The following is a 13,662-nucleotide window of genomic DNA, read 5'->3' as shown; positions in this document are numbered from 1 at the left end:
GAATTTCAGAAGTGATGGCGTTTAGAGAATGAATACACAACAACTGGCGAAACTGCGTTCTATTGTGCCCGAGATGCGTCGCGTCCGGCACATTCACTTTGTTGGCATCGGCGGCGCCGGTATGGGCGGTATTGCTGAAGTACTGGCCAACGAAGGGTATCAGATCAGCGGTTCCGACCTGGCGCCGAACCCGGTGACGCAGCAGTTGACGAAATTGGGCGCCACCATCTATTTCAATCACCGCCCGGAAAACGTTCGCGATGCGAGCGTGGTGGTGGTCTCTACGGCTATCTCTGCTGATAACCCGGAAATCGTTGCCGCGCATGAGGCGCGTATTCCGGTGATTCGCCGCGCGGAAATGCTGGCGGAGCTGATGCGTTTTCGTCACGGCATCGCCATTGCCGGGACACACGGTAAAACCACGACCACCGCGATGGTCGCAAGCATTTATGCGGAAGCCGGGCTGGACCCGACCTTCGTCAACGGTGGCCTGGTGAAGGCGGCAGGCGTACATGCGCGTCTGGGTCATAGCCGCTACCTGATTGCGGAAGCCGATGAGAGCGACGCGTCGTTCCTGCATCTGCAGCCGATGGTGGCGATTGTCACCAACATCGAAGCCGACCATATGGATACCTACCAGGGCGACTTCGAGAATTTAAAGCAGACGTTTATCAACTTCCTGCACAACCTGCCGTTTTATGGCCGTGCGGTGATGTGCGTTGATGACCCGGTTATTCGCGAGCTGCTGCCGCGCGTAGGCCGTCAGACCACCACTTACGGTTTCAGTGACGATGCAGATGTTCGTGTGGAAAGCTACCAGCAGATTGGCCCGCAGGGACACTTCACGCTGGTGCGTCAGGATAAAGAAGACCTGCGCGTGACGCTGAATGCGCCAGGCCGTCATAACGCGCTGAATGCCGCTGCGGCGGTTGCAGTGGCGACGGAAGAGGGCATTGAAGACGAGGCGATTCTGCGCGCGCTGGAAAGTTTCCAGGGCACCGGTCGTCGTTTTGACTTCCTGGGAGAATTCCCACTGGAAGAGGTGAACGGTAAAGAAGGCACCGCGCTGCTGGTGGACGACTACGGTCACCACCCAACGGAAGTCGATGCGACGATCAAAGCCGCCCGCGCTGGCTGGCCGGACAAAAAGCTGGTGATGGTATTCCAGCCGCACCGTTACACCCGTACGCGCGACCTGTACGATGATTTTGCTCACGTGTTGACTCAGGTCGATGCGCTGCTGATGCTGGATGTGTATCCGGCGGGCGAAGCGCCGATTCCAGGGGCCGATAGCCGTTCACTGTGCCGTACCATTCGTGGACGTGGAAAAGTGGACCCGATTCTGATTTCGGATAGCGCTCAGGTCCCGGAAATGCTGGCATCAGTACTGACGGGTAATGATCTTGTTCTAATTCAAGGCGCGGGAAATATTGGTAAAATCGCGCGTAACTTAGCTGAAATCAAACTGAAGCCGCAAACTCAGGAGGAACCGCGCCATGGCTGATAAGATCGCGGTTCTTTTGGGTGGAACCTCAGCCGAACGCGACGTGTCGTTAAACTCCGGCGCGGCGGTGCTGGCCGGTCTTCGCGAAGCGGGCATTGATGCTCATCCGGTAGACCCAAAAGAGACTGATGTTACCCAACTGAAAAATATGGGTTTTCAGAAAGCGTTTATTGCGCTGCACGGCCGTGGCGGCGAAGATGGCACGCTGCAAGGATTACTGGAACTCTTAAAACTTCCGTATACCGGCAGCGGCGTGATGGCATCGGCCATTTCAATGGATAAACTGCGCAGTAAATTGCTGTGGCAGGGGGCCGGATTACCGGTCGCTCCTTGGGTTGCCGTTGAGCGCGAAGCCTTTAATGCCGGGCTTTCCAGCGAGGTTCAGACGCAGATTGCGGCGCTTGGCCTGCCGCTTATCGTTAAGCCGAGCCGCGAAGGCTCAAGCGTTGGGATGTCGAAAGTCATCGAGAGTGCTGACCTGGCTGAAGCGTTAACGCAGGCGTTTCAACACGATGACGAAGTTCTGGTAGAAAAATGGCTCAGTGGGCCGGAATTTACGGTTGCGGTGCTTGGTGAAGAAATTTTACCGACAGTTCGCATCCAACCTGCCGGAACCTTCTATGATTATGAAGCGAAGTATCTCTCTGATGAGACGAAATATTTCTGCCCAGGCTGTGAAGATTCATCCCAGGAATCGGCAATGCAGTCTTTAGTACTGAAAGCCTGGAAAGTCTTAGGCTGCCGTGGATGGGGTCGCATTGACGTGATGCAGGACAGCGATGGCCAGTATTATCTGCTGGAGGCAAACACCTCTCCGGGGATGACCAGCCACAGTCTGGTGCCGATGGCGGCGCGTCAGGCGGGAATGAGCTTCTCGCAGCTGGTAGTACGAATTCTGGACCTGGCGGGGTGATATGTCGCAGGCTGCGCTGAATACGCGGAACCGTGAAGATGAGGAAGAGTATGCCGCTTCACGGCGCAATAATGGAACGCATCTGGTGGGAATTGTTTTCCTGCTAGCGGTGTTGTGTACCGTGTTTGTTAGCGGCTGGGTCGTGCTGGGCTGGATGGAAGATGCGCAACGATTGCCCATCTCAAAACTGGTGGTGACTGGCGATCGTCATTACACGCGTAACGATGATATTCGGCAGTCCATTCTGGCATTGGGATCGCCGGGAACCTTTATGACCCAGGATGTGAATATCGTCCAGAGTCAGATTGAACGTCTGCCGTGGATTAAACAGGCAAGCGTCAGAAAGCAGTGGCCGGACGAATTGAAGATTCATCTGGTTGAATATGTGCCCATTGCACGTTGGAATGATCAGCACATGGTGGATGCCGAGGGGAATGCCTTCAGCGTTCCCGCCGATCGTACCAGTAAGCAAACTTTACCTATGCTCTATGGCCCTGAAGGCAGCGCAAGCGAAGTATTGCAGGGCTATCACGACATGGGGGCGATGCTCGCGAAAGGGAAGTTCACGTTGAAGGTTGCGGCGATGACCGCGCGCCGTTCGTGGCAGTTGACGCTTGATAACGGTATCAAGCTGAACCTGGGACGGGGCGATACGATGAAGCGGCTGGAACGTTTTTTAGAACTGTACCCGGTTCTACAGCAGCAGGCGCAAACAGACGGTAATCGGATTAGCTATGTTGATTTGCGTTATGACTCGGGGGCGGCAGTAGGCTGGGAACCTGCTCCTGCGGCGGATACTAATCAACAACAGAATCAGGCACAGGCAGAACAACAATGATCAAGGCGACGGACAGAAAACTGGTAGTTGGACTGGAGATTGGCACTGCAAAAGTAGCCGCTTTAGTAGGGGAAGTTCTGCCCGACGGAGTGATTAATATCATTGGGGTTGGCAGTTGCCCATCCCGTGGTATGGATAAAGGCGGGGTTAACGACCTTGAGTCGGTAGTGAAATGCGCACAGCGCGCTATCGACCAGGCGGAGCTGATGGCGGATTGCCAGATCTCTTCGGTATATCTGGCGCTTTCCGGTAAGCACATTAGCTGTCAAAATGAGATAGGTATGGTGCCTATCTCAGAAGAAGAGGTCACGCAGGAAGACGTGGAGAACGTCGTTCACACGGCGAAATCCGTTCGCGTACGTGATGAACATCGTGTTTTGCACGTCATTCCGCAAGAATACGCAATTGATTATCAGGAAGGGATCAAAAACCCGGTAGGCTTATCCGGTGTGCGTATGCAGGCGAAGGTACATCTGATTACCTGTCACAACGACATGGCGAAAAATATCGTCAAAGCGGTAGAGCGTTGTGGCCTGAAGGTCGATCAGCTGATTTTTGCCGGCCTGGCTTCCAGCTATTCCGTGTTAACGGAAGATGAACGTGAGCTGGGTGTCTGCGTTGTGGACATCGGCGGCGGTACAATGGATATCGCGGTCTACACTGGCGGCGCACTGCGTCACACCAAAGTGATTCCTTATGCAGGGAACGTGGTGACCAGTGATATCGCCTATGCCTTCGGCACGCCGCCGAGCGATGCTGAGGCCATTAAAGTGCGCCACGGCTGCGCGCTGGGCTCCATTGTGGGCAAAGATGAGAGCGTTGAAGTGCCAAGCGTGGGCGGTCGTCCGCCGCGTAGCCTGCAGCGCCAGACATTGGCAGAGGTCATTGAGCCGCGTTATACCGAGCTGCTGAACCTCGTCAATGAAGAGATTTTACAGTTACAGGAACAGCTTCGTCAGCAGGGTGTCAAACACCACCTCGCGGCGGGGATTGTATTGACCGGCGGCGCAGCGCAAATTGAAGGGTTGGCGGCTTGCGCGCAGCGGGTGTTCCATACGCAGGTTCGTATCGGTGCGCCGCTGAATATTACTGGTCTGACGGACTATGCCCAGGAGCCGTATTATTCAACGGCGGTGGGCCTGCTGCACTACGGGAAAGAGTCCCACTTAAGTGGTGAAGCAGAGGTAGAAAAGCGCGTCACCGCATCGGTCGGATCGTGGATCAAACGACTGAATAGCTGGTTACGCAAAGAGTTTTAATTTTTAAAGAGACCCATGCACAATTCAGGGTCTCGGGCGACAGGCACAAAACGGAGAGAAACTATGTTTGAACCTATGGAACTGACCAACGACGCGGTGATTAAAGTCATCGGCGTCGGTGGCGGCGGCGGTAATGCCGTTGAACACATGGTGCGCGAACGCATCGAAGGTGTTGAGTTTTTTGCTGTTAACACCGATGCGCAGGCACTGCGTAAAACGGCGGTTGGCCAGACTATCCAGATTGGTAGCGGTATTACCAAAGGTCTGGGCGCTGGGGCAAACCCAGAAGTCGGTCGCAACGCGGCTGATGAAGACCGTGAAGCACTGCGCGCTGCGTTAGATGGTGCAGACATGGTGTTCATCGCAGCAGGCATGGGCGGCGGTACCGGTACCGGTGCAGCGCCAGTGGTTGCTGAAGTGGCTAAAGATTTAGGTATCCTGACCGTCGCTGTCGTGACTAAGCCTTTCAACTTTGAAGGCAAGAAGCGTATGGCGTTTGCGGAGCAGGGTATTACCGAACTGTCCAAGCACGTGGACTCCCTGATCACCATCCCGAACGACAAGCTGCTGAAAGTTCTGGGTCGCGGTATCTCCCTGCTTGACGCGTTTGGCGCGGCGAACGACGTGCTGAAAGGCGCGGTACAGGGTATCGCTGAGCTGATCACCCGTCCTGGCCTGATGAACGTCGACTTCGCGGACGTCCGTACTGTAATGTCCGAAATGGGCTATGCAATGATGGGCTCCGGTGTGGCAAGCGGTGAAGACCGTGCGGAAGAAGCGGCTGAAATGGCTATCTCTTCTCCGCTGCTGGAAGACATCGACCTGTCCGGCGCACGTGGCGTTCTGGTCAACATCACCGCGGGCTTCGACCTGCGTCTGGATGAGTTCGAAACCGTAGGTAATACTATCCGTGCGTTCGCGTCGGACAATGCAACTGTGGTTATCGGTACGTCCCTTGACCCGGATATGAACGACGAACTGCGTGTAACCGTTGTTGCCACCGGTATTGGCATGGACAAGCGTCCTGAGATCACCCTGGTGACCAACAAGCAGACGCAGCAGCCTGCGCTGGATCGCTATCAGCAGCACGGTATGGCGCCGCTGACGCAAGAACAGAAACCGGCAGCTAAAGTGGTTAACGACAATACGCCGCAGACCACTAAAGAACCGGATTACCTGGATATCCCGGCATTCCTGCGCAAGCAAGCTGATTAAGAATTAGCTGGAAGTTGGGAATCTGCGCTCTTTGTGCTAAACTGGCCCACCGAATGTGTTATACACTTCGGTTGGATAGTTAATTTGGCGAGATTATACGATGATCAAACAAAGGACTCTTAAACGTATCGTTCAGGCGACTGGCGTCGGTTTACACACCGGCAAAAAGGTCACACTGACGTTACGCCCTGCGCCGGCAAATACCGGGGTCATCTATCGTCGCACCGACTTGAATCCTCCGGTAGATTTCCCGGCCGATGCCAAATCTGTGCGTGATACTATGCTCTGTACTTGCCTGGTCAACGAGCATGACGTGCGGATTTCTACCGTAGAGCACCTCAACGCCGCGCTGGCGGGCCTGGGTATCGACAACATCGTTGTTGAAGTCGATGCACCAGAAATCCCGATTATGGACGGTAGTGCTGCGCCATTCGTTTATCTGTTGCTGGATGCTGGCATCGATGAACTGAACTGCGCGAAGAAATTCGTCCGTATTAAAGACACCGTTCGCGTTGAAGATGGCGATAAGTGGGCTGAATTCAAACCGTACAATGGTTTCTCGTTGGACTTTACCATCGACTTTAACCACCCGGCGATTGATTCCAGCACGCAGCGTTATGCGATGAACTTCTCCGCAGATGCGTTCATGCGCCAGATCAGCCGTGCCCGTACTTTCGGTTTCATGCGTGATATCGAATATCTGCAGTCCCGCGGCCTGTGCCTGGGCGGCAGCTTCGATTGTGCCATCGTTGTTGACGATTATCGCGTATTGAACGAAGACGGCCTGCGTTTTGAAGATGAATTCGTTCGTCACAAAATGCTGGATGCTATCGGTGACTTGTTCATGTGTGGTCACAACATTATTGGTGCATTTACCGCGTACAAATCCGGTCATGCGCTCAATAACAAACTTCTGCAAGCGGTCCTGGCAAAACAGGAAGCTTGGGAATTCGTGACCTTCCAGGACGACGCAGAACTGCCGCTGGCGTTCAAAGCACCATCAATGGTTCTGGCGTAAGCCTGACCATCGCGTAAATTCGACTGGCAACCTGGCACTCTCTCCGGTCAGGGAACCAGTCGTTTTTTCTTTTTAGCGCTCGAAATTTCTCTTTCCCGCCGTCAGTGTCTTTGTAAAGATCACACACTTGTGCAACCGCTGCTTTCTTAACCCGTTTTTCGGTGATGATTTCGTCATTCCTGCTGTCGCAGCGCTGCATTAATGATAATATCTTGGCGCGAAAATAGAATAACGGTACTTAAACCGAAGGTGGAACATTACGTGAGTGGAATGCTGACGCGTTGGCGACAGTTTGGCAGACGCTACTTCTGGCCGCATCTCCTGTTGGGGATGGTTGCTGCCAGCTTTGGCTTGCCTGCACTTGCGAGTAATACCGAGCCAGCGTCGCCTGCCCGCGAGACCACCAGTAACCATCATCCGTCGCAGAAAATCGATTTCACGCAGCTGGCGCGCCTTGAGAACAACCGCCGCCCATCCTTTAGCGTGGACTACTGGCATCAGCATGCCATTCGCACGGTTATTCGCCACCTCTCTTTTGCCATGGCGCCTACCGCGTCACCGGTTGCCGAGCCCGCGTCGCCGCTTCAGGCTGCACAGCATCTGGCTCTGCTCGACACGCTCAACGCGTTACTCAATGTTGAACGTCAGCCGCCGGCGGTGATCGCCCAGGCTGTCATTTTACCTGCTTTACCCCCTCACGCTTTTAGCATCCCGACCTGGATAAGCCAGGTGCAGGGCATCCGCGCCGGGCCGCAGCGCCTCGTCTGAAAATAACCGCTTTATATCCTTTATTTTTCTGACTCCGAAATGTCGGGGCGTTTGAGATTTTATTATGTTAATCAAATTATTGACCAAAGTTTTTGGTAGTCGTAACGACCGTACCCTGCGCCGCATGCGTAAAGCTGTAGGCATCATCAATGCGATGGAACCGGAGATGGAAAAACTCTCCGACGACGAGCTGAAAGCGAAAACCAACGAATTCCGTGCGCGCATTGAGAAAGGCGAATCCGTTGAGAGCCTGATCCCAGAAGCGTTTGCTGTGGTTCGTGAAGCGAGTAAGCGTGTGTTTGGCATGCGTCACTTCGACGTACAGCTGCTCGGCGGTATGGTTCTGAATGACCGCTGCATCGCGGAAATGCGTACCGGTGAAGGTAAAACCCTGACCGCAACGCTGCCGGCTTACCTGAACGCACTGTCCGGCAAAGGCGTGCACGTGGTGACCGTCAACGACTATCTGGCGCAGCGTGACGCCGAAAACAACCGTCCACTGTTCGAATTCCTCGGCATGACCGTCGGTATCAACATGTCCGGCCTGCCAGCTCCTGCTAAGCGTGAAGCCTACAACGCGGACATCACCTACGGTACCAACAACGAATACGGTTTTGACTACCTGCGCGACAACATGGCATTCAGCCCGGAAGAGCGCGTACAGCGTAAACTGCACTATGCGCTGGTCGATGAAGTTGACTCCATCCTGATCGATGAAGCGCGTACGCCGCTTATCATCTCCGGTCCGGCGGAAGACAGCTCCGAAATGTACAAGAAAGTGAACAAAATCATTCCTCACCTGGTGCGCCAGGAGAAGGAAGATTCCGACACCTTCCAGGGTGAAGGTCACTTCTCTGTAGATGAAAAATCTCGCCAGGTAAACCTGACCGAACGCGGTCTGGTGCTGATTGAAGAGCTGCTGGTGAACGAAGGCATTATGGAAGAAGGCGAGTCCCTGTACTCTCCAGCTAACATCATGCTGATGCACCACGTTACCGCTGCGCTGCGCGCCCACGTGCTGTTCACCCGCGACGTTGACTACATCGTCAAAGATGGCGAAGTTATCATCGTCGATGAACACACCGGTCGTACCATGCAGGGCCGTCGCTGGTCCGATGGTCTGCATCAGGCGGTGGAAGCGAAAGAAGGCGTTGAGATCCAGAACGAAAACCAGACTCTGGCGTCCATCACCTTCCAGAACTACTTCCGTCTGTACGAAAAGCTGGCCGGTATGACCGGTACGGCGGACACCGAAGCCTTCGAATTCAGCTCTATCTACAAGCTGGATACCGTCGTGGTGCCAACTAACCGCCCAATGATCCGTAAGGATATGCCGGATCTGGTCTACATGACCGAAGCGGAAAAAATTCAGGCGATCATCGAAGATATTAAAGAGCGTACTGCCGCGGGCCAACCGGTGCTGGTCGGTACTATCTCTATCGAAAAATCTGAAGTGGTTTCCCATGAGCTGACCAAAGCGGGCATCAAGCACAACGTACTGAACGCCAAATTCCACGCCAGCGAAGCAGATATCGTTGCTCAGGCGGGTTATCCTGCGGCCGTGACCATCGCTACCAACATGGCGGGTCGTGGTACCGATATTATGCTGGGTGGTAGCTGGCAGGCAGAAGTCGCGCAGCTGGAAGATCCAACGCCAGAACAGATTGCTCAGATCAAAGCCGATTGGCAGGTTCGTCACGACGCCGTTCTGGCGGCAGGTGGTCTGCACATCATTGGTACCGAACGTCACGAATCTCGTCGTATCGATAACCAGCTTCGTGGTCGTTCCGGCCGTCAGGGTGATGCGGGTTCTTCCCGTTTCTACCTGTCTATGGAAGATGCCCTGATGCGTATCTTTGCCTCTGACCGCGTGTCCGGCATGATGCGTAAACTGGGGATGAAGCCGGGGGAAGCTATCGAGCACCCATGGGTGACGAAAGCGATTGCCAACGCACAGCGTAAAGTAGAAAGCCGTAACTTCGATATTCGTAAGCAGCTGCTGGAATATGATGACGTTGCCAACGACCAGCGTCGCGCTATCTACACCCAGCGTAACGAACTGCTGGACGTGTCTGACGTGAGCGAAACCATCAACAGCATCCGCGAAGATGTCTTCAAAGCGACCATTGATGCGCACATTCCGCCGCAGTCTCTGGAAGAGATGTGGGATATCCCTGGCCTGCAGGAACGTCTGAAAAACGACTTCGACCTCGAACTGCCTATCTCTGAGTGGCTGGACAAAGAGCCTGAGCTGCACGAAGAGACGCTGCGCGAGCGTATTCTGGCCAGCGCCGTTGAGGTTTATCAGCGTAAAGAAGAAGTGGTTGGCACCGAAATGATGCGTCACTTCGAAAAAGGCGTGATGCTGCAGACCCTCGACTCCCTGTGGAAAGAGCACCTGGCGGCGATGGACTACCTCCGTCAGGGTATCCACCTGCGTGGCTATGCGCAGAAAGATCCAAAGCAGGAATACAAGCGTGAATCCTTCGCCATGTTCGCCGCGATGCTGGAGTCACTGAAATATGAAGTGATCAGCACCCTGAGCAAGGTTCAGGTGCGTATGCCGGAAGAAGTGGAGGAGATGGAGCAGCAGCGTCGTCTGGAAGCTGAACGTCTGGCGCAGATGCAGCAGCTGAGCCATAAGAGCGATGACGAAGCCGTTGCAGAGGATCTGGCTGCACAAACTGGCGATCGTAAAGTGGGCCGTAACGATCCGTGCCCTTGTGGTTCCGGCAAAAAATTCAAACAGTGCCACGGCCGTCTGAGCTAAGGTCACGATAACAAGACAAAAGGCGCAGATTACTGCGCCTTTTTTATGGATAAGACAAAATGAAAATACTGCAAATATCCGTTGGCATCATTCGCAATACTGCTGGTGAGATCTACATAACCCAGCGCGCTGCCGACGCACATATGGCCCATAAATGGGAGTTTCCCGGCGGGAAAATTGAAGCCGGCGAAACGCCTCAGGATGCGGTTGTCCGTGAACTGCAGGAGGAGGTAGGTATCTCTGCCACGTCGCTGCATCAGTTTGATAAGCTGGAATATCAGTTCCCGGACCGCCACATTACGCTGTGGTTCTGGCTGGTTGACGGTTGGGAAGGTGAGCCGTGGGGTAAAGAAGGGCAGCCGGGACGCTGGGTAGCGCAGCAGAAACTGGTCGCGGAGGAGTTTCCGCCAGCGAACGCACCGGTGATTGAAAAGCTGATCGCAGAGTAAGATTTGTAGTCCGGACGAGGTGCGTTAGCGCCGACTCCGGGAAGTCCCCGGCGTCACTACGCTCGGCCGGGCTACCTTGGGTTTACTGCTGGTCTTCGCTCCAGTCGTCGCTCTCGGAGAGATCGCCGCTGCTGGGAATACGCTTCTCTTCAGCCGCCCATTCGCCGAGATCGATCAGCTGGCAGCGTTTGGAGCAGAACGGGCGATAGGGGCTCTGTTCGCCCCAGATAACCGGTTTGTTGCAGGTTGGGCAGTTTACCGTGGTGACGTCAGACATGGTCTCTCCTTAGCAGCAGGCCAGTTCAAAATCCAGACGCTCTGGCACCAGGCCATGCTCGCTATCCAACGGCATAAAGCGGATGGCAAAGCGGCTCTTGTGCCCGGAGATCTGCGGATACAGCTGCGAGGTAATTTCCAGCTTCAGGCGCAGCAGATCGGCATCTTCACCGTTGTCCTGGTAGAAACCGTTAAGACTGGTCTGTTTGCGGAACTGTGCTGAGTTGCGCACCAGATCGAGAATCAGCGACAGCGCTTGATTCAGCGGCGCCAGGCTTTCCAGCCAGGTATCAACCTGCGCATCGCGTTGATGCTGCTTTGAGTGCAGCCAGATATGCAGCGTTGGCAAATCGAAGCTGCAGCAGCCGCCTGGAATGCTCAGACGTTGGCGAACCAGCGCAATCAACCGGTCTTCACGCAGAAATTGCCCTACGCGCGGCGCGGCCATCAGGATACTGCTGCTGTTCTTTAACTGCTGGCGCAGAGCATCAATACGGGTTAAGTCCACGCCTTCAACTTCGCTCCAGGCGTTCAGTTTGCGCTGCTGGCGCTCTAGTTCTTTGAGCAGTTCGGTGCGGATATCACCGCGCTCGAACACATCCAGTAAATCCCCTACATTGCGAAAAAAATGCAGTGCGCTGGCGTGATCCCTGATGGGTAAATTGGCGTTCAATTGTTCCGTCAGAAATTCAATACGCAGCCAGGTACGCATTTTTTCGTTCAGGGGATGCTCAAAAAGGATGTGGGTGTGCATTACGATTTTTCCTGTGATACAGCCTGTGCCGCGAGCTCAAGATAGAGGGCGTGAAGGCGAGCGACATCCGATGCAATCGCATCTGGTGTGCCGTTGTTATTAATGACGTCATCAGCTACCGCCAGACGCGCTTCGCGAGTGGCCTGGGCAGCAAGGATATTTTCCGCATGCTCTCGCGACACCTGGTCACGCTGCATGGTTCTAAGAAGCTGGGTTTCGCGTGACACATCGACGACCAGTACGCGATCGGCCCGCTCGTAGAGTTTGTTTTCCACCAGCAGAGGAACAACCCACAGTACATAAGGCGAGGTCGCCTGCTGTAGTTGGCGCTGTGTTTCTTGCTGGATGAGGGGATGCAGTAGGGCGTTTAGCCAGGCTTTTTCATCGGGGTGGGCGAAAATATGTTCGCGTAGTACACGACGGTTTAGCGCGCCTTCCTCGGTCAGAATAGATGCGCCGAAATGTTCGGCAATGGCCGCTAGCGCCGGTGTACCCGTTTCGACAACCTGACGGGCGATAATATCGGCGTCAATAACGTAAATACCCAGGCGAAAAAATGCATCAGCGACCGTACTTTTGCCGCTTCCGATGCCGCCTGTTAACGCTACTGTGTAAGTCATACCGCTTAGCCCTGGATTTTTAGTATTAAAATCATTTGGTTAAAAAACTGACGGACCAAGTGAGTGGATCAACGATACACGGCACTAATCGCCAGGTAAATTTATGGGATTGTAGCGTAAAAAAAGTGAAATTCGCAGTCTTGCGAAGCCCTGATTAGTGCGTATGATTGCATTACTGGAGTTGTGCTCTCAATTTAATTGCCATTAACCCCAGGAATTCGCACATGCGTATCGAAGAAGATCTGAAATTAGGTTTCAAAGACGTTCTTATCCGCCCTAAACGCTCTACTCTTAAAAGCCGTTCCGATGTTGAACTGGAACGCGAATTCACCTTTAAACATTCAGGACAACGCTGGTCTGGCGTGCCGATCATTGCTGCGAATATGGACTCCGTGGGTACCTTCGGGATGGCAAAAGCACTGGCCTCTTTCGATATCCTCACCGCCGTACACAAGCACTACACCGTTGAACAGTGGAGCGCGTTTGTTCAGGCTGAGTCTGAAGACGTCCTGCGTCACGTGATGGTATCGACCGGCACCTCCGATGCTGATTTCGAAAAAACGCAGCAGATCCTGAAACTGCACCCGTCGCTGAATTTCGTCTGCATTGACGTGGCGAACGGTTACTCCGAGCACTTCGTTCAGTTCGTGGCAAAAGCACGTGCAGCCTGGCCGACCAAAACCATCTGCGCAGGCAACGTGGTGACGGGTGAAATGTGCGAAGAGCTGATTCTGTCCGGCGCTGATATCGTGAAAGTAGGTATTGGCCCTGGTTCCGTGTGCACCACCCGCGTGAAAACCGGCGTGGGCTATCCGCAACTGTCTGCGGTTATCGAATGTGCCGACGCCGCGCACGGCCTCGGCGGTCAAATCGTCAGTGATGGCGGTTGCACCATGCCGGGCGATGTGGCTAAGGCATTCGGCGGCGGCGCAGACTTCGTAATGCTTGGCGGTATGCTGGCCGGTCACGATGAGAGCGGCGGCACCGTAGTGGAAGAAAACGGCGAAAAATTCATGCTGTTCTACGGCATGAGCTCTGAGTCAGCGATGAAGCGTCACGTTGGTGGCGTTGCGCAGTACCGCGCGGCCGAAGGCAAAACCGTTAAACTGCCGCTGCGCGGACCGGTTGATAACACCGCGCGTGACATCCTGGGCGGCCTGCGTTCTGCCTGTACCTACGTTGGGGCATCGCGCTTAAAAGAGCTGACCAAACGCACCACCTTTATCCGCGTACAGGAACAAGAGAACCGCGTGTTCAATAGCCTGTAATTCGCTCACG

General features: G+C 54.5%; 13 protein-coding genes. 10 read left to right on the top strand and 3 right to left on the bottom strand.

All coding sequences use genetic code 11. From position 1 onward, the window contains the following. The first annotated feature begins 28 nt into the window (after positions 1-28). The 9 genes from murC to mutT all read left to right on the top strand — a co-directional run bounded on the left by murC (position 29) and on the right by mutT (position 10,734). The gene (murC, locus tag HII27_RS14470) at positions 29-1,504 is read left to right on the top strand and encodes a UDP-N-acetylmuramate--L-alanine ligase (protein WP_185668546.1); all 1,476 of its coding nucleotides are present in this window, start codon (positions 29-31) and stop codon (positions 1,502-1,504) included. Next, positions 1,497-2,417: a D-alanine--D-alanine ligase gene (locus HII27_RS14465; protein WP_185668545.1), complete on the top strand. Its 921-nt coding sequence runs from the start codon at positions 1,497-1,499 to the stop codon at positions 2,415-2,417. The genes murC and HII27_RS14465 overlap by 8 nt, the downstream gene beginning before the upstream one ends. Before the next feature lies 1 nt (position 2,418). Beyond that, complete coding sequence (gene ftsQ, locus HII27_RS14460) at positions 2,419-3,255, top strand: cell division protein FtsQ (RefSeq protein WP_185668544.1); 837 nt, start codon at positions 2,419-2,421, stop codon at positions 3,253-3,255. Beyond that, on the top strand, positions 3,252-4,514 hold the full coding sequence (ftsA, locus tag HII27_RS14455) for a cell division protein FtsA (RefSeq protein WP_185668543.1): 1,263 nt from the start codon (positions 3,252-3,254) through the stop codon (positions 4,512-4,514). Before ftsQ ends, ftsA begins: the two co-directional genes overlap by 4 nt. 63 nt (positions 4,515-4,577) lie before the next feature. Beyond that, complete coding sequence (gene ftsZ / locus HII27_RS14450) at positions 4,578-5,729, top strand: cell division protein FtsZ (protein WP_035893043.1); 1,152 nt, start codon at positions 4,578-4,580, stop codon at positions 5,727-5,729. Positions 5,730-5,829: 100 nt separating this feature from the next. After that, positions 5,830-6,747 carry a UDP-3-O-acyl-N-acetylglucosamine deacetylase gene (lpxC, locus tag HII27_RS14445; protein ID WP_185668542.1) on the top strand — a complete coding sequence of 306 codons (918 nt, stop codon included), beginning with the start codon at positions 5,830-5,832 and terminating at the stop codon, positions 6,745-6,747. 261 nt (positions 6,748-7,008) lie between these two features. Then, on the top strand, positions 7,009-7,515 hold the full coding sequence (gene secM, locus HII27_RS14440) for a secA translation cis-regulator SecM (RefSeq protein WP_317983854.1): 507 nt from the start codon (positions 7,009-7,011) through the stop codon (positions 7,513-7,515). 64 nt (positions 7,516-7,579) lie between these two features. Then, positions 7,580-10,285, top strand: coding sequence for a preprotein translocase subunit SecA (gene secA, locus HII27_RS14435; RefSeq protein ID WP_185668540.1), 2,706 nt, complete (start codon positions 7,580-7,582; stop codon positions 10,283-10,285). 59 nt (positions 10,286-10,344) lie between these two features. After that, a complete protein-coding gene (gene mutT / locus HII27_RS14430; protein ID WP_185668538.1) occupies positions 10,345-10,734 on the top strand; it encodes an 8-oxo-dGTP diphosphatase MutT in 390 nt (129 codons plus the stop codon). Between the two features lie 82 nt (positions 10,735-10,816). On the opposite strand, the gene yacG is transcribed toward mutT, so the two are convergent. Genes yacG through coaE form a run of 3 tightly spaced genes read right to left on the bottom strand, consistent with a single transcriptional unit; the run spans position 10,817 to position 12,384 of the window. Next, the gene (gene yacG / locus HII27_RS14425) at positions 10,817-11,011 is read right to left on the bottom strand and encodes a DNA gyrase inhibitor YacG (protein WP_185668536.1); all 195 of its coding nucleotides are present in this window, start codon (positions 11,009-11,011) and stop codon (positions 10,817-10,819) included. 9 nt (positions 11,012-11,020) lie between these two features. Beyond that, positions 11,021-11,764, bottom strand: a complete 744-nt coding sequence (gene zapD, locus HII27_RS14420) for a cell division protein ZapD (RefSeq protein WP_185668535.1) — start codon at positions 11,762-11,764, stop codon at positions 11,021-11,023. Beyond that, positions 11,764-12,384, bottom strand: coding sequence for a dephospho-CoA kinase (coaE, locus tag HII27_RS14415; RefSeq protein ID WP_185668534.1), 621 nt, complete (start codon positions 12,382-12,384; stop codon positions 11,764-11,766). The genes zapD and coaE overlap by 1 nt, the downstream gene beginning before the upstream one ends. Positions 12,385-12,608: 224 nt before the next feature. Between coaE and HII27_RS14410 the strand changes: the two genes are divergently transcribed. Further along, positions 12,609-13,652 (top strand): GMP reductase, encoded by a 1,044-nt coding sequence (locus HII27_RS14410; protein ID WP_185668533.1) that lies wholly within the window; start codon positions 12,609-12,611, stop codon positions 13,650-13,652. Positions 13,653-13,662 lie beyond the last annotated feature (10 nt).

Source organism: Kluyvera sichuanensis, from assembly GCF_014218705.1.
In the GTDB taxonomy this organism is placed as follows: Bacteria; Pseudomonadota; Gammaproteobacteria; order Enterobacterales; family Enterobacteriaceae; genus Kluyvera; species Kluyvera sichuanensis.
This window is presented reverse-complemented; position numbering and strand designations above follow the sequence as displayed.